Source organism: Desulfocicer niacini, assembly GCF_054657595.1.
The window spans coordinates 92,148-113,614 of the sequence record NZ_BAAHYK010000014.1; the positions used below are offsets into that span (position 1 = coordinate 92,148).

At 45.5% G+C, this 21,467-nt stretch carries 18 protein-coding genes and 1 pseudogene; 13 read left to right on the forward strand and 6 right to left on the reverse strand.

What is annotated here, in order from left to right:
- The first annotated feature begins 82 nt into the window (after nucleotides 1-82).
- The 8 genes and pseudogenes from ACYQ2M_RS09520 to ACYQ2M_RS09555 all read left to right on the forward strand — a co-directional run bounded on the left by ACYQ2M_RS09520 (nucleotide 83) and on the right by ACYQ2M_RS09555 (nucleotide 7,875).
- On the forward strand, nucleotides 83-268 hold the full coding sequence (locus tag ACYQ2M_RS09520) for an STAS domain-containing protein (RefSeq protein WP_459916101.1): 186 nt from the start codon (nucleotides 83-85) through the stop codon (nucleotides 266-268).
- Complete coding sequence (locus ACYQ2M_RS09525; RefSeq protein ID WP_459916102.1) at nucleotides 237-2,891, forward strand: PAS domain S-box protein; 2,655 nt, start codon at nucleotides 237-239, stop codon at nucleotides 2,889-2,891. The genes ACYQ2M_RS09520 and ACYQ2M_RS09525 overlap by 32 nt, the downstream gene beginning before the upstream one ends.
- Nucleotides 2,875-5,211 (forward strand): ATP-binding protein, encoded by a 2,337-nt coding sequence (locus tag ACYQ2M_RS09530; protein WP_459916103.1) that lies wholly within the window; start codon nucleotides 2,875-2,877, stop codon nucleotides 5,209-5,211. The genes ACYQ2M_RS09525 and ACYQ2M_RS09530 overlap by 17 nt, the downstream gene beginning before the upstream one ends.
- Complete coding sequence (locus tag ACYQ2M_RS09535; protein ID WP_459916104.1) at nucleotides 5,192-5,620, forward strand: response regulator; 429 nt, start codon at nucleotides 5,192-5,194, stop codon at nucleotides 5,618-5,620. Before ACYQ2M_RS09530 ends, ACYQ2M_RS09535 begins: the two co-directional genes overlap by 20 nt.
- Before the next feature lie 211 nt (nucleotides 5,621-5,831).
- Nucleotides 5,832-6,845, forward strand: coding sequence for an HD domain-containing phosphohydrolase (locus tag ACYQ2M_RS09540; protein WP_459916105.1), 1,014 nt, complete (start codon nucleotides 5,832-5,834; stop codon nucleotides 6,843-6,845).
- A 98-nt stretch (nucleotides 6,846-6,943) separates the two neighbouring features.
- Nucleotides 6,944-7,054 (forward strand): annotated as a pseudogene (locus ACYQ2M_RS09545) (ATP-binding protein); the annotation flags it as partial.
- Nucleotides 7,055-7,090: 36 nt separating this feature from the next.
- Entirely contained in the window at nucleotides 7,091-7,513 is a 423-nt protein-coding gene (locus ACYQ2M_RS09550; RefSeq protein ID WP_459916126.1) for a response regulator, read from the forward strand.
- Between the two features lie 44 nt (nucleotides 7,514-7,557).
- Nucleotides 7,558-7,875 (forward strand): Hpt domain-containing protein, encoded by a 318-nt coding sequence (locus tag ACYQ2M_RS09555; RefSeq protein WP_459916106.1) that lies wholly within the window; start codon nucleotides 7,558-7,560, stop codon nucleotides 7,873-7,875.
- A gap of 33 nt (nucleotides 7,876-7,908) precedes the next feature.
- Here the strand turns inward: ACYQ2M_RS09555 and ACYQ2M_RS09560 are convergent, their stop codons facing one another.
- From ACYQ2M_RS09560 to ACYQ2M_RS09570, 3 genes are all read right to left on the reverse strand, one after another.
- Nucleotides 7,909-9,162, reverse strand: a complete 1,254-nt coding sequence (locus ACYQ2M_RS09560) for an EAL and HDOD domain-containing protein (protein ID WP_459916107.1) — start codon at nucleotides 9,160-9,162, stop codon at nucleotides 7,909-7,911.
- Nucleotides 9,159-10,193 (reverse strand): response regulator, encoded by a 1,035-nt coding sequence (locus tag ACYQ2M_RS09565; protein WP_459916108.1) that lies wholly within the window; start codon nucleotides 10,191-10,193, stop codon nucleotides 9,159-9,161. Before ACYQ2M_RS09565 ends, ACYQ2M_RS09560 begins: the two co-directional genes overlap by 4 nt.
- A 402-nt stretch (nucleotides 10,194-10,595) precedes the next feature.
- Nucleotides 10,596-11,510, reverse strand: a complete 915-nt coding sequence (locus ACYQ2M_RS09570) for a DMT family transporter (RefSeq protein WP_459916109.1) — start codon at nucleotides 11,508-11,510, stop codon at nucleotides 10,596-10,598.
- A gap of 436 nt (nucleotides 11,511-11,946) precedes the next feature.
- On the opposite strand from ACYQ2M_RS09570, the gene mutY reads away from it, so the two are divergent.
- Nucleotides 11,947-13,059: an A/G-specific adenine glycosylase gene (gene mutY, locus ACYQ2M_RS09575; protein WP_459916110.1), complete on the forward strand. Its 1,113-nt coding sequence runs from the start codon at nucleotides 11,947-11,949 to the stop codon at nucleotides 13,057-13,059.
- Nucleotides 13,060-13,132: 73 nt separating this feature from the next.
- Here mutY and ACYQ2M_RS09580 read toward each other — a convergent pair whose 3' ends face one another.
- From ACYQ2M_RS09580 to ACYQ2M_RS09590, 3 genes are read right to left on the reverse strand one after another with little or no spacing between them, the layout of a single operon-like run.
- On the reverse strand, nucleotides 13,133-13,477 hold the full coding sequence (locus ACYQ2M_RS09580; RefSeq protein ID WP_459916111.1) for a response regulator: 345 nt from the start codon (nucleotides 13,475-13,477) through the stop codon (nucleotides 13,133-13,135).
- A gap of 13 nt (nucleotides 13,478-13,490) precedes the next feature.
- Nucleotides 13,491-16,010, reverse strand: a complete 2,520-nt coding sequence (locus ACYQ2M_RS09585) for a PAS domain S-box protein (RefSeq protein WP_459916112.1) — start codon at nucleotides 16,008-16,010, stop codon at nucleotides 13,491-13,493.
- 4 nt (nucleotides 16,011-16,014) lie between these two features.
- Nucleotides 16,015-16,812: a substrate-binding periplasmic protein gene (locus ACYQ2M_RS09590; protein ID WP_459916113.1), complete on the reverse strand. Its 798-nt coding sequence runs from the start codon at nucleotides 16,810-16,812 to the stop codon at nucleotides 16,015-16,017.
- Between the two features lie 622 nt (nucleotides 16,813-17,434).
- Here ACYQ2M_RS09590 and ACYQ2M_RS09595 point away from each other — a divergent pair.
- The 4 genes from ACYQ2M_RS09595 (at nucleotide 17,435) to ACYQ2M_RS09610 (ending at nucleotide 21,275) form a co-directional block, all read left to right on the forward strand.
- A complete protein-coding gene (locus tag ACYQ2M_RS09595; protein ID WP_459916114.1) occupies nucleotides 17,435-18,169 on the forward strand; it encodes an aspartate/glutamate racemase family protein in 735 nt (244 codons plus the stop codon).
- A 155-nt stretch (nucleotides 18,170-18,324) separates the two neighbouring features.
- Complete coding sequence (locus ACYQ2M_RS09600; RefSeq protein ID WP_459916115.1) at nucleotides 18,325-19,377, forward strand: TRAP transporter substrate-binding protein; 1,053 nt, start codon at nucleotides 18,325-18,327, stop codon at nucleotides 19,375-19,377.
- An 87-nt stretch (nucleotides 19,378-19,464) separates the two neighbouring features.
- Nucleotides 19,465-19,971 carry a TRAP transporter small permease subunit gene (locus ACYQ2M_RS09605; RefSeq protein WP_459916116.1) on the forward strand — a complete coding sequence of 169 codons (507 nt, stop codon included), beginning with the start codon at nucleotides 19,465-19,467 and terminating at the stop codon, nucleotides 19,969-19,971.
- Nucleotides 19,968-21,275, forward strand: coding sequence for a TRAP transporter large permease (locus ACYQ2M_RS09610; RefSeq protein WP_459916117.1), 1,308 nt, complete (start codon nucleotides 19,968-19,970; stop codon nucleotides 21,273-21,275). The genes ACYQ2M_RS09605 and ACYQ2M_RS09610 overlap by 4 nt, the downstream gene beginning before the upstream one ends.
- Nucleotides 21,276-21,467: the final 192 nt, after the last annotated feature.

A 21,467-nucleotide genomic window follows, 5' to 3' on the forward strand; every position in this document is an offset into this window, starting at 1 on the left:
AAATTACAGGCAGCATAAACCAGACGGGTGCCGAAGAATTAAAAAATATTTAAATGCATTGAACCTTGAACAGATACAGGAGGTGATCATAGATTTTGCAAAGGTCTCCTATATCGGTTCTGCGGGTGTGGGTAAATTTTTACTGCTTTACAAGAATCTTGTGCTTGATGATGCATGTATTCGGTTTATCAATGTTGCCCCGGATATATACAGTCTGTTGATGGATATGAAATTAGATGAGATCTTTTCCATTGAAAAAGGCAAATAATCGAGATCAGGCAAAGGCCCTTTCCGGCCACCTAGCAACCCAGATGATGCTGTCCAAGGTTTCCACCCATTTGCTTCAGGCTGACAGTGAAAATTATCACCATCAGTTTAACACTGTGCTGAGGCTTTTGGGAACCTTCTGTCAGGCCGATCGCTGTTTTGTTCTGCAGCAGGGAAAGGATTTGCAGTATTATCTGTTATCACAATGGCATTATCAATGGGAGGCCCACGCATGGGCACCAGATGTGGAGCATCCCGTTGATATGCCGCTTGACATGGCCCGTTCGCTGTCATCCCAAAAACTGTTTTTTTTTAATTCCGACATCCCCAAAACACAGAAGCAGGGTGACGGGGGGGGCTTTCATCATCCCTGCAGCTCATCAGCCGTGATTGTTCCTATAATTAAAGTTCGGGATACCCTTGGATGTTTGGGCATGGAATCTGTCACCCCTGATAAACGGTGGCAGGATGGTGATATAAAGCTTCTGCGGAGAAGTGCCGAATATTTCGCCTCCACCATGGCGCGGATACAGGCAGAGCAGGATAAGCACAAAACCGAAGAAAAATATCGTCAGCTAGTGGACAAAGCCCCCCTTGGTATTTTCACCGTTAATACATCCGGTTATCTGAGCCAGTTTAATCCCAAAATGGAGAGAATAATTGTCCGCCTGGGCTTTGATCTATCCAGACCCATCAACATGTTAACACGGAAAGCGTTTATCAAAAGCGGCTTGGCCAAAGATCTTGCTGCCTGTCTGGAGGGGAAAGAAATTGTACCAAAGATGCGCTCTTACACCGTGTCCCGGGGGAAGACCTTTTATTTTAGAACCCATATGACGGCCCTGAGAAAAGCAGATTTGAAGATTACCGGGGTTCAGTTTATTGTTGAAGAGATTACAGCTCTTTACCATGCACAACAGAGACTTCAACAAAGTGAACGCTTTTTAACAGATGTGATGGACTCCCTTAAAGCCGGGCTGGTTATAATTGATCCGGAGGATTGTCGGATTCTGGATGTGAATCCCTATGCGGCAAAATTGGTTGGTCTGGATCAGGATCAAATTATTGGGAAAATCTGCCATGAATTCATATGTCCCCAGGCCGAAGGGGAGTGTCCGCTCATTAACCTTGGACAGGAAATGGATAATTCGGAACGGTTTTTGCTGACCAGTGAAGGCAGTTCTATTCCCATACTGAAAAGTGTTTCCCGAATACAGCACAAGGGAAAAGAACTGTTTCTGGAATGTTTCACGGATATTCGGGATTTAAAACGCCTGCTGGATGAACAGCAGCTTGATATTAAAACCTCCAAGGGGTTATTATCGGCAATTAACGGACCCTTTCCCCGGTACACATCATTAAAAAAAGGCCTGAATCTTTTTTCCACAGCCTTCTACCTTCCCTGTCAGGCCGAAGGGGGAGATCATTTTTTCATTCGAACCATGAAAACACATCAGGATAAGGCTTCGTTTAAAACCTTGATCACCCTTAAGGATCAATCGGGCCATCAGGTGGGCTGCATCCTTCGTTCTATTATAACCGATCTGCTGCATCAGGCTATTTTGTGTGATGCAAAGTTCGTTGATGTGGGAAAGGCCATGGGTCGACTCAATGAACAGCTGGGGCAATGTGGATTCATAGATCCGGACAGTTTCTGCACGGCAGCGGCCCTTTGTCTGGACCATGAATCACTGTCGTTGCAATATACTCTGTGTGGGCATCCCAGATTTCTTTTGATACGAAATGGACAGGCCATGGATGTGCCCGAGGTCCCGGATCGCCGGGGAATGAACATGCCCCTGGGTTTTGCACCTGGTCGGACTTTTGGCTGTGGTGAGATCAATTTGCAGGCATCAGACAAACTGATTGTTTTCACAGATGGTCTGACGGAAATGGGCATTGGAGAAGAGGGCCGCGAAGAGGCAATCGCTACACTGACTCCCCTTGGGATTTTGTCCCGGGCCCAGACGGAAAAAGGGCTTGATTTGTCTGACCCGGTGGAACACATTGTGGAAGAAATGATTGCCGTGGCATCCGCACTTTCCGGCCTTGACATCAAAGGGGAAGAAAAGAAACAGAACCCCGATGATATCACCGTCATCGGTCTGGAGATTGAAGATCAAGGGGAAATTACAGTGGAGAAATGGTATCCCCGGGATTTGGAAGATCTTCAGGACAAGATAGATCAATTCCTTGATTTGCAGTTAAAACACTGGCGGCGCAGGGATTTTACCAATTCCATGCGTCTGCGGATCTGTGTGGAAGAGGCCATCGTCAACGCCTGGAAACACGGCAATAAAAAAGATCCGGATAAAGGCATTGAGATTCATTATCGATGGGGCAATGATTTTCATCTCACCATTGAAGATCAGGGCGTTGGCTTTGATGTGTCAAGGCTTCCGCCTCCCTGTGATAAAAGTGCACGTACTTCGGAATCGGGTCGCGGGATTTTTATGATCAGACGCAGTGCATGTGAGATGCATCACAATGACACAGGTACCGCCATTTATATGCGCCTTTCGCCCCGGTCCCAATGTCGTCCTGTGCCGGGAGGTCAGGCCTCGGCAGTCCACAACAAACTGCCAAGTGTGTGGGAGACTCTTAAAAATGTGGTTTCATATTAAAAGAACGGCTGTTTTTACCGTCTGTCTGCTGATTTACCTGATGGGGGTTGCCGTATTTGCCCTGTACACCGGTAATGAAGAAAAAAAGACCCTCATTGCCGATATTGATCGCCAGCTCCTGCTGGCGGCCCGAGGACTTAAATATATGCTGTCTCCCGACTTCCATGACCGGGCAACCTCAGCTGATGCCATTGCCCTGGACGAGATACTTCACAACCAGCAAATTATATCAAGTTATGCTCAGGATTCCGGATTTACTTATCTGTATACGGTTATTCGCCAAGGGGATTTGTTTTTTTTTGCTGCACCAACGGTCACCAAAGCAGAATATAAAGAAAGACAGAACTGGTATTATTATCCCTATTCCGATATTCCTGAAGAGTTTGTGGGTGCATTTGACACCTTGACGTCGGCCTATGTCAGTTATGATGACCAATGGGGGGCCTTTCGATCTGTGGCTCTTCCCCAGAAAACGCCGGGGGGAAGAACCTATCTGGCATGCGCCGACATGGACATCAGTTTTGTCAATGCCCTTGTTGGGAAGGTTTATCTTCGGATGTTTCTCCACAGCGGATATTTTTTATTACTGAGCCTGCCTTTTTCCTTGACCTACCTTCATTTCAACCGTCGTTTGAGCCGGACCAATAAAAAACTGGCACATCACCAGGAGCACCTTGAGGCCCTTGTGGCCACCAGAACAGCGGAACTGGAAAAACAAAAGTGCCGGGCAGAGACCTCCGATCGTTTGAAAAGTGTTTTCATGGCCAATATTTCCCATGAAATTCGCACTCCGCTTAACAGCATTCTGGGGTTTGCAGAATTGATTCAGAACAATTCCGCTCCGGAGGAATCCGTCAAATATGCCGGTTTTATTCACCAATCCGGTGAACACCTATCAAAGCTTGTGGATCAGCTGCTGGATCATACCCGGATTAGCTCCGGGCAGGTAAAAATGATGGCGCGCCCCTTTGATCTCATGGAATTTCTGGATGGACTGGTGAAAAGTGAAATAGTAACAGCACGCAAAAAAAGCCTTGAACTGATTTATACCGTGGACGAAAGCTTGCCCCGGTGGGTGGATGGCGACCCCTTTCATTTACGCCAGATCCTGCTTAACTTAATGAATAATGCACTCAAATTCACTCCAAAGGGTTGCATCTACCTTGATGTGACCTGTAAACCGGGAAAACAAGATACTGTGTGGGTCTCGTTTTCCGTCAAGGACAGTGGCATCGGCATTCCCCCGGAAAAGTTGGATGTCATTTTTTCACCCTTTGTCCAGGCAGACAACGGGACCTCACGTGTTTTTGGCGGTACAGGCCTTGGAATCACCATTGCAAGGCAACTGGTGATCCTCATGGGGGGGCGGATTCAGGTTGAAAACAATGAAGACATGGGATGTCGATTCTGGTTTGACATCCCATTTAAAAAGAGCCGTGTGCCCATGGCCGAAGATTTGCCTGACACGCCCTCAAGTTTAAAAAACATGCTGGCTCTGCAACCCAAGGGTTCCATTCTGGTGGTGGATGATTACGTATCAAATCTTGCCCTGGCCCGTCGTCAATTGGAATCTGCAGGGCATGGGGTTGTGACAGTGGATACAGGTATAAAAGCCATAGAGTGCTGTGATAATCAGACCTTTGATTTGATTCTCATGGATATCAACATGGCTGGGATGGACGGGTATCAGACAACTAAGATTTTAAAAGATCACAAAGGAAGAAACAGCCGGGTACCGGTGATTGCCCTGACGGCCAGTGCAGATAATCATACCCTGGAAAAGTGTCGTAATACCGGTATGGTGGATTTAATAACCAAGCCGGTTAACAGAATGACGCTATTGAAAATCGTTGATAAATGGCTCAAGCATCCCAGCGATGCTCTCTTATCATTACCGGAGCAGGAGCCATTGGCGGAAGAAAATATTCCGGTATCCCCTTTTGATACAATCAGTGATGCTGTGTCGACCCCCATATGCCTGGAGCAGGTCCTTGAGGAATTTGATGGAGACCGGGGACTTCTGGATACGGTGATTCAACAGTTCATGGATCAGCTGGAGCGGCAGATTGACAAGATTGAAGGGGCAATGGACCATAAAAACTTTGGTATTATTTGTTGCCAAGCCCATGCCATAAAAGGGGGGGCTGGCAATCTGAGGGCTATTCCTTTGGCAGCGGCTGCCGGAGCACTTGAAAATAGCAGTGCTGAAAAAAATCACAGTAAATCTAAACTGGCCTTTCAATGCCTGTGCAAAGAAGCCCGGTGTTTAAAATTATACCTTTACCAAAGAGAGGGGCATATTGAGAATTCTGATTGTTGATGATGAGCTGGTCAGTCGTGCCAAAATGAAAAAAATCATGAGTCGTTATGGCCAGTGTGATGAAGCAGAAGATGGTATTCAGGCCATGGACAAAATCTTCCAGGCAAAATCAAAGGGGTTTTTGTACGCGCTCATGACATTGGACGTGGACATGCCAAAGATGTCCGGGATGCAGGTGCTTGCCCGGATCCGTGAAATGGAACAGGAGGATACCCTGGGGGATGGACCCTCACCCATGAAAATTGTGATGGTCACTGCCATGGGAGATAGAGAAACCTTTTCTCAGAGTCTTCTTTCCGGATGTGATGAGTATATCATTAAGCCGTTCCATCCGGAAACCATCCACCGTCAGATGCGGATTCTGGGGGTTTCCTGCTCTGCTTCTCTTATACAAGGCATTGAAGCATGATTCCATGAATCTGTTTTTTCATATAAACGGGCATTTTCTGTCGGACACAACGAATATTGAAAATGCTATCATGCCGCCCCCCGATGGGCAATGGGCCCGGCTTATGCTATTGGAGGCTTATAAAAACGAAATCTTCAATAACCCAGGTCTGATCCCATTCTTGTCAATACAACGTTTGAAAATTTGATGATTGCTTATAAGGTTGCAGCGTATGGAGTTATCTGAACTCAATTCCATTTTGATTATTGATGATGCTGATTTTGATCGACAACTTCTGGCCAAGAAAGTTTCTGCATGGAACTATCGTGTTCACAGCGCAGATAACGGTATGGCCGGTTTAAAAATATTGGAATCCCATTCACCGGACCTTGTCATCACGGATCTGCAAATGCCCATCATGGATGGACTGGAATTTATTAAAGCCGCCAGAAGGCTGGATCTTTGCTATACCTATATTATTGTTTTGAGCAGTTCCAATGATAAAAAAAGTATTGTTCAAGCCCTGGCAGCTGGTGCAGACGATTATTTAACCAAACCGTTTCATCCCGAGGAACTTAAGACCCGGATTCAGGCAGCCCAGCGAATCCTGAGGTTGCAAAGTCAGGATTTGTTGATTCTCTCCATGGCAAAGCTTGCCGATTATCGCAGTAAAGAGACCGGGTTTCATCTGGAGCGGGTTCAATATTTTACCAAGATTTTAGCCGTGGAGTACATGGAACACCATGGTGAAATCAATCCACAATATATTTCACTTCTTCAGACCCTTTCCAGCCTGCATGATATCGGCAAAGTGGCCATACCCGATGCCGTTTTAAATAAACCCGGCCAGCTGACGGACGAAGAATTCTCCATAATGAAGAATCACACCCGCATTGGTGGACAATTACTGGATGACATTTATCAGAACACCGGTGCAGAGCAATTACGGGTGGCAAGGGATATTGTTCTTTACCACCATGAACGATATGATGGCGCTGGCTATCCCCAGGGACTGTCGGGTGAAAATATTCCCCTCAGTGCCCGGATTGTGGGCCTTGCAGATGTTTATGATGCCCTGAACAGCCAGCGCTGTTATAAAACAGCACTTTCCCATGAAAAAGCCTGTGATATTATACTGTCGGAAAAAGGGAAACATTTTGATCCCCTTCTTGTGGACTGTTTTGAACGCAGGCAAGAAGACTTTCAAGCGGTGGCAGATCAATATAAAGAGTGCTTGCTTGAATAGGTAACCAAACCCCATAGATTCAACCTATCGGAGGCCCATGGAAATTTCAATAAACAGAAAAGCAATGTTGATCGGACTTTTTTTATGCCCGACGATTCAGCGAAACCGGTCTGGGATTGTCCATTTCCAGTCGCCTGGTGCAATTGATGGGGGGCAAAGATATTGAGGTTTCCAACACCCCGGACCATGGCAGTGCCTTTTCGTTTACCTTATCCTTTGAGATTGTCGCACATTCGCCAAAAACTATCTCTTTCCAGCAACAGGAATCGTCCAATGAACCTGTGATGGATTTTTCCAATTTGTCTGTTTTTATTGTTGAAGATAATCTTTTCAATCAGCAGTTGCTCAAGAAAACTTTGACAACACTTGGCATAGAAACCATAGCCATTGCAGGAAACGGAAAAGATGTAATTTTAAAGTTACAGACAAGAAAACAGGATTGGGATATGATCTTTATGGACCTGCAGATGCCGGAAATGGATGGCATAGAAGCAACACACCATATCCGGAAACTGGGTATAAAGACCCCGATCGTGGCTTTGACAGCCCATGCCATTGAACAGGATCGGCAAATATGTTTTGATGCAGGTATGAACGATTGCCTGTCAAAACCCTTTAAGATTGAGACGATAAAAAAGGTTCTCTGCGCGTATGGGGGAGCCTCTTAATGCCTATTACCTCTTCCGGTACACAACAAACAGGAGAAAAAAGCATGTTCCTTCAAGATTCGGTTAAACAGCACCTTATCGATGAATATGGTTTGTCCGCGGAGGATGTGGAAGATCTTTTTGAGTCTGCAAAAACCTCGGTGCAGGAAGGGCTGGACCATCTGTACACGTATCTTCAAGACAACCGTTTTGATGACATTGCATCTGCAGCCCACACCTTGAAAGGCAATTTTTTGAACATGGGGCTGGATGATTTTGCCTCTTTAAGCCAGCATCTTGAAGAAGCGGCAAAGGAAAAACGTCCCCAGGACATAAAGGCTGATTATGCGCTGCTGATACAAAAAACAGCGGCTCTTATTTGAATGGGAATGCGCCTTTTTGAATCGGAACGGTTGTTATTCCATTGCCTGGGCCATTTTATTGGCCCAGGCAATGGACCTGCTTGATGCCGTGGCAACCGCTTTTTTATTCATTCCCAGCTCAAGACATATCTTATCAATGCCCTGGAGATCAAAATTTTCAATGGCAATGGAAAGCTTCAGGTATTTTGAGTAGATGGAGCGGTTGTCCACATACCCATTTTTGATTTCATCGGAAAGGGGCAGTTCCTCCAGCACCATTTTCATGGGCATCTCCAGCATGGGTTCTATCAAAGACAACATGCCAAACAGGAACAGGGTCTCCGGATTGGTTGATTTAATTTCCCCTTTCATGGCCAGTTCTTCCAGAAATCGGCCTCGGGTAAGCCCCAGGGTATAAAGCTCCGGCGTCTGGCTTTTTACAGACAGGTCTGACATCACCACCATGCGTAACCAGTATGTCAGCTGTTTCAGCCCGATGAGGTTAACGGCACGCTTCACCGACTCAATTCTGACGGAAAAGCCATATACCACAGAATTTAAAAGTTTCAGCAGCTGGTAAGTGATACTGGGATCTGCTTTGATTATTTCCTGTATGGTCTCAAGTTCAAGGTTGGGATTCTCAAATGCCTGCAGAATACGAAATTTTGAGATTTCCGTTGGTTTTAATTTGCGTCCACGTAACTTTACCGGCTTAGCAAAAAATGGACCTTGATACAGATCACATCCCAGTGATCTCAATTGTTTTAAATCACTTCTGTTTTCAACCTTGTTTGCCAGTTTTAAGATCTTCTTTTCCTTGAGCACTGAGAAAATATGTTCAATTTCCTGCATGGATCTGGTGGATATGTCAATTTTAACGATATCAACAGCGTCCAGCAGTTGTTTTTGAGGGGCTGTCCCCGAGTACGCGTCCATGGCAAGGGTGTATCCCTCCTCTTTAAAGGAGGCCAGCATTTTAATCAGCCGGGGGGAAGGCATGATCTCCCCCGGTATTTCAATCACTGTAATGGGGGCAGGAAGCCCTTGGGGGGACCCATCAAGAAGAAGTGATTCTGTGAAATGCATGCAGATTTTTCGTGATGCTTCCTGGTAGAATTGAGACATGCTGAAACCGGAGGTTGCCACGCACAGGGATGCAATGTTTTCGTTGGTAATGTGATTCACCTGGTCATTTGAACCACTGTGATACAGCAGTTCATGTCCCCAGATCTCCCCTGAATTATTGAAAACCGGTTGTCGGGCAACATAATAAAATTCAAAAACAGGATTTATTTCAGTTGTTGTCATTCCAGGAGTTCTCCCATTTTATCATGAATTACGTCTGTCAGATGATCACAAGCGGAACGAATGCTTTGGATGTATTGGCGCTGGGGATCTGAAAGGGGAGTGTCTGCCAGTTGCGACATCAGCTCCTCTAGATTTGCAACGGATGCCTTCATCTCTTGACGCAGGGTGTCCAGTCGTTCATTTTCTTCAATATTGGCAAATTGGGCCTTTGCCGCCATCTCACTTGCCTGATCATTTGCCTGGATCAATTGCCGGTTGGTTACTTCCAGCTCATTGGCAAGGCTTTTGAGATTTTTTTCCAGCTGTCTTGTCTGGGTTATATCCCTTGAAATGGCCTGGAATCCGATGACCTCATCCCCGCGCATTAACAACTGCGATTGCTGTGCCAGCCATATATGCTTTCGGCGTTTGCTCATCACTGGAATTTCGGTGTACAGTTTTTCCACCTTCTCTTTTATTTGATGCTGGTGGAATGTTTTTACTTTTACTGTAAAATCAGGACGAATGAATTCAAGGTATTTCCTGCCGATGATTTCGTCTTTGGAAAAGCCAAGCAGTTGCTCTGTAAAGGGATTGACATAGTTGATGCGGCCTGCCGCATCAGTACAGTAAATGACATCGGATGCCTTTTCCACAATCCGCCTGTAACGGTCATTCGCTGTTGTTAAACCCAGACGAATGCGCACCCGTTGCAGGAGGGTCTGTTTCTGGAAGGGCTTTAAAATATAATCAACTGCCCCTGCTTCAAAACATTGGATAAGGACCGCATCCTCCGGGGAGTCGGGCATAACAATAATCGGAATATCCATTGTGCTGTCAAGGCATTTCAAGCGCTGACATACCTCAACGCCATTGATTTCCGGCAGCATGGGGTTAAGAAGTATTACATCCGGCACGTGTATTGCCTTTTCAAGGGCCTGGCTTCCATTTGATGCCTGTAGTACCTGGTACTCTGCAGAATCAAAACAGGTTTTGAGAAATTGAAGATTTGATGGATGGGTGTCGGCGATGAGGATCGTCTTGTTGTCCATTTTTCGAATCAACCCTTTTTGTATGCGGAACTGTCATGAATCAGACCCGATTTTAACGGCTTTCATCCATTTGGATGGCGGGTGACGTCACCATCAGGCCCATGATAGGGTACTATCATAATATCCACCGTTGTCAGTGAGTATGACCACATTTGGTGCTTATGCTGTTTCTCATAGCACGTTCCATGGATTCACGTCAATGTGACAAAGAAATTATGGGGTAAGATGGCACCCATGGCCTTTAACCCATCATCGGTTTCTTTGGGCTGAACGTCAATGGATCAACGGGGTCAGGCTTGTGTTATTGGCGTAATCATTTCACAGCCTGTGCAAGTGCCAAATGCAACGATAATGCCAATAAACCAAGCCCAAAATGGCCGAGGTTGTGACCAAGCCCGGAAATTATTTCAGACAGTGGGAAAGTCGTGTCAGGCTGTTTTTGATCATGTCGGATGCGTTGGTGGCATATACCCCTGAAATAACCAGTATTCCCCCTGCAAACAGAGAGGGGGTAATGGGTTCATCCAGAATAAAATAAGAAAGGGTAATGGCACTGACCGGTACCAGATTGATGAACACGCTGGCTTTCATGGGGCCGATGGTGTTTATGCCTTCATAGTACCAGAAAAAGCCCAGCACTGTTCCAAAAAATCCCAGATAAAACAGGCTGCCCCAGTCCGGCAGGCTATAGGCCATGATTTCATGGAACTGACCGTTGAATACAAATGGAACGGCCAGAAGGAGGGTTCCTGCCATGGACGAATAACAAACGGAAACAAGAGGGGATAAAGCCCCCATCACCGTTTTTCCGATGAGGGAATAGGCCACCCAGCTGGCCACGCATCCGCAGATAAATAATTCTCCTCTGCCGATATCATAGCCCATGACATGGGTGAGCTGCCCGTTAGAAATGACCACAAGGGCTCCGGTCACCGACAGAAGAATTCCAATGCCTCTTATTAAATTAAGCCTTTCCCTGAAAATCAGCGCAGATAACACGCTGATCACAATGGGGTTCATGGCAATAATCAGCGCGGCGCGTCCGGCATGGATGTGATGCAGCCCTTCAAAAAAAAGAATATTATAGGCGAAAACCCCGGTAGCACCCAGCAGGAAAATGGGCAACACCTGTTTTTTTGAAATCCGGGGCAGGGCCCCCTCAATATTTTTTGTGAAAATCACCAGAAAAATGGAGGCAATGCTGAAGCGCAGAAAAGCGGCGTTTACCGGGTTGACATCCGGGGCAATGGATCGGCCCGCAATAAAGGTGCCTCCCCAGAAAATGGCGGTGAGTATTAATTTAATGTAGGTTGACATATTTTTATGGCCGATCCTGTGACCAAGCCTCCTTGTTTTTTATGTTGAAAAAGAATATGCTTCATTTAATATCTATGCAGTGCAGGCATGCCTTCCCCCGTCAGGATCCGAAAAGCGGATCTATGCTGGAAATGCCTGGAGTATTAAAACATGCCCCACACTTTTGTCAAGAACTTGTTTTTTAAGGTAAAATTTATTAAGTCCCACACAAACTGTTTCTGGGTAAATATTCGGCCAGCACTCCATCTCACCTGTTTTGGAGTTCTCACATAGCATTCAATTCGTATGCTACGCAGTCCCAAACAGGCGAATGTGGGGCACTGTCCGAATATTTACATTACCAACACGAATATTTACGTTTTTGGAGAGAATTGCTGAATGAATACAGACATTGAAGATCCCATAAATTTAACCCATGGGATACCCCTGAATCGCTATGACTTATGATGATCTCACCGGAATCTTTGCGGTGAAAGTGCATGAACGTACACGGATTGAAATTCAGAAGAATCTGATGATCTGGTACCAGGATAACCAGCGACGGCTTCCCTGGCGGAAAACCAATGATCCCTATGCCATCTGGGTGTCCGAGGTGATGCTGCAGCAGACCCAGGTGACCACGGTGATTCCCTATTATCACCGATTTATGACGCGGTTTCCCACATTGGCATCTCTGGCCAGCTCAGACCAGGAACAGGTGCTCAAACTGTGGGAGGGGCTGGGATATTATGCCCGGGCCCGGAACCTTCATAAAGCAGCCGGGGTTGTGGTGGATCAGTTTGATGGGAAGATCCCCGGGGATAAAAAAAATTTCAAATCCCTGCCCGGGGTGGGGGACTACATTGCAGCGGCGGTGCTGAGCATTGCCTTTGGTGTGCCCCTGGCCGTTGTGGATGGTAATGTTAAGCGGGTTCTGTCACGGCTTTACACCCTGAAGACCCCGGTGAACCACGGGCCGTCCCATAAAGCGTTTCAGGCAGTGGCGGACAGGCTGCTGGAACAAACCCAGCCAGCTATGTTCAACCAGGCCATGATGGAACTCGGGGCATTGGTGTGCACCCCGGGAATGCCCGGATGCCTTGCCTGTCCCCTGAACCCTTACTGTCTTGCTCTGAAAAAGGATGCCGTCGTGAATTATCCCCGACGCAATAAAACCAAGCCGGTGCCCACCCATCACATTGCTGTGGGGGTTGTGGAAAAAGATGACAGGCTGCTGATCACCCGGAGACAATCCGAAGGCTTACTGGGAGGGTTGTGGGAATTTCCCGGCGGCAAGGTGGAAAACAACGAAACGGCACCGGCGGCCTGTATCCGGGAAATTAAGGAAGAAACCGGACTGGAGGTGGCGGTGATTTCCCATCTTACCCGTGTAAAGCATGCCTATACCCATTTTAAAATTGAAATGGATGTGTACCTGTGCCGGTATGTGTCAGGACAGGTGTCTCTCACCGGGCCGGTGGACCATCGCTGGATCACCCCGGGTGAAATTGATGCTTATCCCTTTCCCAAGGCCAATCACAAGTTTATTACCCTGTTGACGAGAAAGTGATGCTGGTCGATGTTTCCATGTCATGGCAGCATCAATCAGCCATCATAATTGCAGGCTTTTGTTTTTTCATCAATTAGTCCAGAATTTCGCGTATTTTTTGGGCAAGATCTTTCAGAATAATAGGTTTGTTGAGTAATCCTTTTATTTCGATTTCCAATAAGGTTTGGGGTGTCAATGTATTGCTGAATCCCGTACATAACAGGATGGGGGTATCCGGTTTGATTGATAATAATTTACGGGCCAGTTTATCTCCGGCCATTTTGGGCATGTCCAGATCTGAAATCACCAGGTCAAAATCATCATAACCCTTTTTAAAAAATTCAAGGGCTTCAATGCTGTCTGTTGTGCTGGTCACCTTGTATCCCAGACGTTCAAGCATGTGGCTTTCTATTTTAACGACGCTTTCATCATCATCCACAAGTAAAATGCGCTCAGTGCCCTTTGGTATGGGTTCCGATGATGCCGGGGGGGGAATAATAATTCATTGATTCCATGGGCAGATATATTTTGAATTCAGAACCCGAACCCGGTTGAGTGTGTAACTCAATGGCACCGCCAAATTTTTTTACAATGCCGTGAACCACGGACAGCCCCAGCCCGGTTCCCTTCCCTTTTACTTTCGTTGTATAAAACGGCTCAAATATTTTTTCTGCGATATTGTCCGGGATGCCGTCTCCCGTATCCTTTACAGATAAAAGGACATATTGACCCGGCTTAGTCAAAGGGATTATCAGGTCCTTTTTATCAAGGAGCAGGGGAATTAATTCAACGGTAAGAATGCCTCCTTTTTCTTCCATGGCATGAAATGCATTGGTTGCAAGATTGATTATCATCTGGTGAATTTGAGTGGGATCCGCCTTGACAGGGCCACAATCGGTTGCGATATGCTGTTTGATTTCTATGGTGGCTGGTATGGTGGCCCTGAGCATTTTCAATGATTCTTTTAAAACCGGCTGAATCAGCATCAATTTTATTTCATCGTTCTGCTGCCGGGAAAAGGTAAGTATTTGACCTACGAGGTCCCTGGCCCTCAGGGCACTTGTGTGTATGGCATCTATGCTTTTTCGATTGGAATCATCCGCAGGTAAATCTTTTAAAAGCATTTCTGAATGCCCAAGGATGGGAAAAAGGATGTTGTTAAAATCATGGGCAATGCCACCGGCCAGGGTACCGATACTTTCCATTTTCCGGGCTTGCCGGTATTGGAGTTCAAGTTTTCTTTGTTCGGTGATATCCCGGGTTATGGAAAGCAGACAATTTTCATTTTCAATTCTAAGCACCCTTGCTGAGATCAGCCCCAATATCACCGTTCCTGATTTGCTTAGAAATTCAACTTCAAGATTTTCAACAATACCGTCTTTTTTCAACATGGACGTCAAACGGTCCCTGTCTTCCTTGTTTTTCCATATATTAAGTTCCAAAGAGGATTTACCGATCACGTCCTCCCTTGAGTAACCCAGCATTTGTAAAAATCCTTCATTGATTTCCAGAAATATACCATCCTCGACTCTGCTCAAGGTAATTGAATCCGGACTCGTTAAAAACGCCAGGCGAAATTTCTCCTCACTTGTATTGATTTTGTCCTCGGTTTTCTTTCTAACAACCGTTTCCCATGCCAGTTCTGCTAGGATTTCAATGGTCTGTGCGTCCACCCGGGTATAATCAACCGGTTTGTTGCCCACCCCAAGAACCGCCACAATTTGATTGTCCCTGAAAATGGGCACCACAAGTTCACGAATCACAGGCACATGGCCATCAGGAAGCCCCTTTTTGTCTTTGAGATTATTGTAGTCATTGTGAATTACCGTTTTTCTTTTTTGAACGCACTCACACCAGATACCGGCTTGATCAACAGGGTAGTGCTGGGGGAGTTTAGCAATGCAGTCAGTCTTCATGGTGTTTGTGGACCATGCTTGAAGGGAGATAAATTTTTCGTCTTCGTTCAAGAAATGATAAAATCCAATTGTGCTTTGCGTGAGTATCTCTGCTTCGTCAAGAAATTTCTGTAAAAGTGCCGTTGTTGAAAGTCCGTGAGCCCCATTGATTAATCTGAGTTGAGCGCTTTGTATTCTATTTTTAAGTCTGATTTCATTTTCTGTGTCTCTTTTTTCAGAGATATCATGGTAATTTCCTAAAATTCCCTTGATATCAGGATCATGGAATAAATTTATCCCTGTAAATTGAATCCATTTGAATTGGCCGTTCCTGCATTTGACGCGCAGCGCCGCCGTAATAGGTTCGTTGGGTGTATTGAGCAGCCGTTCAAAGGTGTTCTGTGAGAATTTTAAATCATCGGGATGAATCGTGTCCCATATGCTGGTGCCCACACGTTCTTCCGGTTTCCATCCAAAATGTCTGGTTATATTTTCACTTTCATATTGAGTAATGCCATTCCGATCAATGATTAAGAGCACATCTGCAATATTGGCAAGCATTTTATTATATTTGACATCACGTTTTTTGAGCTCAACCTCCGTGATTTTCCGCCTGGTGATATCCAAAACCATTCTGATGATAATATATATGAGCAGGAAAAGTGTGAATGCGAAAAAATGAACATAAAAAGACATATTTCGGTGATACCCTGTCAAGGTTCCGATGTTTTGACCATCGTATTGGATATCATTGATAAGTTTTGTTTCAGGAAAAAGTCCGAGCTGATTTAAGATTGAATCAATGGCGTTTAAGCGGGGGCCCTCAATGGTCAGCAGCGTTGCATCTGCATGCCTGAGTTCTATTTTTGAATAGTTCTCCCGGTTTGCAACCAGGGTAAGATATGGCCTTGCCCCCTCATAATTGGTTTCCCAAACATCTTCTTTTATAATTTCAGCATGTTTGGCCATCTCCTGGACAGTCCACTGCTTTATGTATTGACTGTAAGACAAAAAAAAGACACTAAAGCACATGGATACCACCAGCAAGGTGATGCCTGCAGGTTTTTTAATGGTCATGGTTTTAATTTCCATCAACAGAATCATTTCTGTTTTCAACAGGCGGTGGATCTTCAATGTAGGATTTAATGATGCCGTCGTATCGCCCCGATGACCTGATTGTCTTTAAGCCTTGATTAAATGCGTCTCTCATGTCCTGTTTCCGGAAAGCAATTTTGTATGAACTCGGTTCAAAAATATTATGGAATATGATGGCCTGATGTGCGGAGAAATGTTTGCGTTTGATTTTATAATAAGTAAAGATGCGATCATCTATAATGATCACCTGTGTTCGTTTGTAGAAAAACATTCCGATCTGATTTTCCTGACTTGCCATTTCTCTATAATCGGGATTCTGATGTGCCATGGTTTTGAATTCTTTGCCCAATGCAAATTGGGCCTGTTGAAAGGCAATGATTTTTTTGTCAGCCAGATCATGGATGGAATTAATTTTTATGTTTTCTCCGGCAAGTGTTACAGCAAAATTATGGTAGGTAATGTAATCCTCGGACAGAAATGCCCCTTTGACCTGGGGATAATGTCCTTTAATGGTGAGAACGCCATCGACTTTTTTTTCGTTAAAGGATAATTTTGTTCTTTTGAGGGGCTGCAGGATGAATTTAACTTCATATCCTTTCAATGCGAAGGCTTCTCGCACAATATCCACTTCAAAGCCCGATATTTTTTCTTCTGGCTTTTGAGCTTTAATCACATAAGGAGCAACCGTTAATCCAACGGACAACTTGATTTGTTTACAAAAAACGGGACTGGACAAGAGAATAGAACTAATAAGAAAATAAATTAAAACGGAAATTCGTTTCATATTTTTACCTGTCTCCGTTATGATTCCAATCTTTGTCCCACGATTAATGATTTTTTGGGTAGTCGCTTTTTTCCCGGTGATTACGCCATGTGGGATTTTAAAATATGATATAACAAATAAATGAAAAATTGAAAATGGCTGATTTCATGGCAGAAGATAAACAAAAGTGGGCCACGTTCTAACCAGGCCCCAATAACGCAAGTCTGATTCCACCCAAAGGTGCCCGATGGAGTAACCAAAGCCGACAAGGGGCTTTGATTACACCATCTGCCAGACATCATAATGGGTGGGCAACAGGCTTGCACCCTGTCAAGAGTGACAGATGCTGAAAGCTGTGACCAAGCCTGAAATAACCATTCGCTAAAAGTAGTTTACACCTGCCAAACCCATTCCTCAATTGCAGGGGCTTATTTTTCAATAACATACGCCCACCCCCCCTGTTTCAGCATTAATGATGGTTGACCCATGTCATTATCAAGCACTGCCATGCTTGTAACTGTAGCGTTTATATGGAAATGTCAACACTAATATTTCTGTACGTATATTAGTGTTGACATTACATTCTATTATAAGTATTCTTTTGGTAAACATGAATAGGATTCATGCAATTTAAGGAGGTCTTATGACGATATTTTCTGTTTCCAGGCCTGAGCAGGCATGGTATGGAGAATCCATTGGTATTTTAATACTGGACGCATCCTATCCCTGTGTTCCCGGGAATGTAGGTAATGCCAGTACGTTTCCATTTCCTGTCCGCTATGAGAAAGTAGAGGGGGCTTCCATTGACCGACTGCTCAATCAACGGGACCCGGAGCTGGTTACGCCATTTATTGATGCCGCCAAAAGGTTGTATAACAGCGGGGTGCATGCCATTACCGGCGCATGTGGCTTTATGGCACTTTTTCAGAAGGAAGTAGCCCAAGATCTTGAAATACCAGTTTTTTTATCCACGCTTTTACAACTTCCCTTCATGTATCAGATAACCGGCAAAAAAATAGGGCTGATCACAGCTGATGCCACTTGCCTTCAAACCAAACATTTTACATCCACAGGTGTTCCCAAGGACCTTCCTCTTGCTATCGCCGGTATGGAAAATCAGCCGGAATTCAAAAATGCCGTTTTAAAGGAAAAAGGGACCCTTGATTCCGATAAAATCCAGGAAGAAGTAGTTGGTGTTGCTCGGGACCTGATAAGTAAAAATCCCGATATCGGCAGTATCCTGCTGGAATGCAGTGATTTGCCTCCCTATGCACATGCGGTTCAGGCTGCGGTGGGACTTCCTGTGTTTGATTTTTTTACGATGATAAACTATGTACACACCACCATGGTACGTTCGCCCTTTAAGGGATTTATGTAGAAAATGTTATTGAGTTAATGGCGATATTGTTCCTTTTCGTTTGTGTATAACTTGATGTTGTGGTCAATTTCAAAAAAAGGAGGTGAAGGCAGGTTACAGGTATAATTGCAATTACGGATATTTAAATTTAAACGTTTTTCTGCAAGGAGAATTAAATGAAAGTTCAAGGTAAATTCACCCGTGGTATAATGGTCGCGTTCATTGGCGCTTTTTTGATAATGGCTTCCTCCATGCCGGCATTTTCCAAGACCTACAGATGGCAACCCTCGTCCTGGCTGCCTTCCGGCATCAGCTGGGATACCATCGCATACATGTCCGATTATGTAAAACGGATGTCCAACGGCCGTATTCTCATGAAACCCAGCGCGCCAGGGGCCATCGTTCCTGTGGCTGAACAATTGGATGCTGTTGGTATGGGCGTTATGCAGGCGACCTTTATCTGGCCGGGATATTTCCCCGGACAGCTTCCCATCGCCTTTACCCATGGCGATTGCATGGCCGCACCCAAGACCATCGCCGAAATGCGCTACTTATATGAGGAGTACGAAGGCGGGCGTATCATGAAGATTTTGCGTGAAGAATACGCCAAACATGGTGTGCATCTCGTGGGGAACGTATACTGGACCCTGGACAACCTGATGATTTCCAAAAAACCCATTATGGGTGTCAAAGATATCAAAGGTTTGAAGTTCAGATCTTCTGAGTTGATCGCACTTCAGCTGGCAAAACTGGGCGCAGGAACCATCTGGACTCCTGCAGACGAAATTTATACCATGCTCTCCACCGGCGGCGTTGATGCCATCACTTTTTCCCATGCAGCAGACATGGTGGACATGGGTTTCCATGAAGTTACAAAATACTGGGTAAAAAATCCCACAGCTGTAGGTCCTGCCACGGATGCCTTTATCGTCAATCTTGATACCTGGAATTCTTTGCCTGATGATCTTAAAGCCATTTTGGAAGCTGCCTGCGAAATCGGATCTGCAAGAAACAAGTTCCAGGCTGAATTAAAAATTGAAGCAGCATGGAAAGTAGTTAAGGCCAAAGGTATCGAAATTATTGAATGGTCAGAAGAAGATGCCCGGATACTGTCAGAGACCGCCAGTGAAGTTGTCCCTGAAAAATATTTGAAAGACCCAGCCTTTAAAGAAATTTTTGATATTACGCAAAAATGGGCCATCGAAAAAGGATATTGGGAAAAAAAATAATTCTTCTGGAAAAAACGCCGCCTCCATGGGGAGGTGGCGTGTCTTTCATGCCTTAATTAAAGGAAAAAAAGTAAAAGGGAAAATACAATGAGACGAATTTTGAGCATAATAGATTCTATCAGCGAATGGAGCGGAAGATTGATAAGTGTTTTTGTCTTCTTGCTTGCCTTTTTTCTGCTGTATGATGTCATTATGAGGTTTGCGTTTAACGCGCCTACCATCTGGTGCCACGAACTGGCACTCCATCTTTTCGGTGCCTATGCCGTAATAGCCGGAGCTTATGTACTTCTGCACGATGAACATGTGAAAATAGATATTGTTTATAACCTTTTTTCACCAAGAGGTCGGGCTATTATCGACAGCTTTACCTATCCTCTTTTCTTTATGTTCATCGGTCTGCTGTTCTGGCATGGTTTACACATCGGTGTGCGCGCCTTTGAGTTGAAGCAGACAGTTTCTCCTTCACCCTGGGCATCTCCCTTGTGGCCGGTGAAACTATGCGTCCCCCTGGCCGCTTTCTTGATGCTTCTCCAGGGCCTGGCCAAATACATCAGAACTCTTAACATGGCGTTTACAGGGAAGGAACTATCATGACGGAATTACTACCTGTGCTGACCCTTGTGGGCGGTCTGTTGTTTGGTCTGATCACCGGATTTCCCATGGCATTTACCTTGTCCAGCAGTGCTATTATCACGGCTTTTTTCTTTTTTGGAGCCCAGACGCTTCCCTTTGTCGCCACCAATGTTTTTGGCATGATGTCCAGCATGGTTCTCATTGCCATGCCCCTTTTTATTTTGATGGCATGTTTACTGGAAAAATCCGGTGTTGCTGAAGACCTCTACGCATTTATGTACCAGGCCCTGGGACCGGTTCGTGGCGGATTATCCATGGGTACCGTACTGATTTGTGCCATTATTGCGGCCATGTCCGGAGTAAGTACCACTGCAGTGGTCACCATGGGTATCATCGCCCTGCCCATTATGCTTAAGCAGGGATATCACAAGAGCATTGCCATTGGCCCCATACTGGCTGGCGGAGCACTGGGGCTTTTAATTCCGCCAAGTATTTCGCTGATTGTTTACGGAATGGTGGCAAGGGTATCCATTGGTAAACTCTTTGCCGGTGGTGTTGTCCCCGGTTTGATCCTTGTGGCTTCATTTCTGGCTTACATTGCCATACGAAGTTATCTGCAACCCGAGTATGCACCGGCCCTGCCCAAGGATCAACGAGTGTCCCTTAAGGAACTGATTATCCTTGCCAAGGGGCTGATTCTTCCCATTGGCGTGGTTGCTGCGGTTCTTGGTACCATTTTTGCCGGGGTTGCCTCGCCCACCGAGGCTGCAGCTGTGGGTGTTGCCGGTGCTATCATAAGTGCTTTGATAAACCGCCGGCTTAATTGGGAAATGCTCAGTGAGGCCGCTGTCAGGTCCATGGGAATCACCGGCATGGTCATGTGGATACTTTTCGGAGCTGCCTGTTTCACCAGTATCTTTTTCCGCACAGGTGGGCAGGATCTGATCTCCGACCTTTTGCTGGGTTTTGAGAACCCGGCCCTGATTTTCGGCTTTATCCTTGTGGTATTGATAGTTCTTGGTTTTTTTCTGGACGAAATCACCCAGGTGATGATCACGGTTCCGGTATTTCTTCCCATTATTGTGGAGCTCGGGTATGATCCGGTGTGGTTTGGTGTGCTCTTCATGACTCAGGTGCAGATGGATTATCTGACGCCGCCCTTTGGATTTACCCTGTTTTACATGAAAGGGGTTGCACCGCCTGAGGTATCAATGGCAGACATTTATCGCTCTATTTTGCCTTTTGTGCTCATACAATTGGCTGTGGTTGTTTTTATTCTGCTGTATCCCGGTGTGGTTATGTGGCTGCCCAATCTCCTCTTCTAATATACGCCGTCCATTCCACGGTATGTTACACGACAGGCGGCCATCATAATTGTGGAATCAGTGGGGTCAGGCTTGGTTTATGGGTATTATTTCTGGAAAAATGCTGTTGTTGCATGGATCCGAATAAATTACACCCATTGGCCAGGCCTGACCCCGTTCTGTTAAATGAATGTGTCCGAATGGATTTCTATC

Excerpts from the sequence above, each read along its gene's own strand:
- ACYQ2M_RS09525 (WP_459916102.1), top strand. The coding sequence starts at position 237 with ATGAGATCTTTTCCATTGAAAAAGGCAAATAATCGAGATCAGGCAAAG.
- ACYQ2M_RS09530 (WP_459916103.1), top strand. The coding sequence starts at position 2,875 with ATGTGGTTTCATATTAAAAGAACGGCTGTTTTTACCGTCTGTCTGCTG.
- ACYQ2M_RS09540 (WP_459916105.1), top strand. The coding sequence starts at position 5,832 with ATGGAGTTATCTGAACTCAATTCCATTTTGATTATTGATGATGCTGAT.
- ACYQ2M_RS09555 (WP_459916106.1), top strand. The coding sequence starts at position 7,558 with ATGTTCCTTCAAGATTCGGTTAAACAGCACCTTATCGATGAATATGGT.
- ACYQ2M_RS09560 (WP_459916107.1), bottom strand. The coding sequence starts at position 9,162 with ATGACAACAACTGAAATAAATCCTGTTTTTGAATTTTATTATGTTGCC.
- ACYQ2M_RS09565 (WP_459916108.1), bottom strand. The coding sequence starts at position 10,193 with ATGGACAACAAGACGATCCTCATCGCCGACACCCATCCATCAAATCTT.
- ACYQ2M_RS09570 (WP_459916109.1), bottom strand. The coding sequence starts at position 11,510 with ATGTCAACCTACATTAAATTAATACTCACCGCCATTTTCTGGGGAGGC.
- mutY (WP_459916110.1), top strand. The coding sequence starts at position 11,947 with ATGACTTATGATGATCTCACCGGAATCTTTGCGGTGAAAGTGCATGAA.
- ACYQ2M_RS09585 (WP_459916112.1), bottom strand. The coding sequence starts at position 16,010 with ATGACCATTAAAAAACCTGCAGGCATCACCTTGCTGGTGGTATCCATG.
- ACYQ2M_RS09590 (WP_459916113.1), bottom strand. The coding sequence starts at position 16,812 with ATGAAACGAATTTCCGTTTTAATTTATTTTCTTATTAGTTCTATTCTC.
- ACYQ2M_RS09595 (WP_459916114.1), top strand. The coding sequence starts at position 17,435 with ATGACGATATTTTCTGTTTCCAGGCCTGAGCAGGCATGGTATGGAGAA.
- ACYQ2M_RS09600 (WP_459916115.1), top strand. The coding sequence starts at position 18,325 with ATGAAAGTTCAAGGTAAATTCACCCGTGGTATAATGGTCGCGTTCATT.
- ACYQ2M_RS09605 (WP_459916116.1), top strand. The coding sequence starts at position 19,465 with ATGAGACGAATTTTGAGCATAATAGATTCTATCAGCGAATGGAGCGGA.
- ACYQ2M_RS09610 (WP_459916117.1), top strand. The coding sequence starts at position 19,968 with ATGACGGAATTACTACCTGTGCTGACCCTTGTGGGCGGTCTGTTGTTT.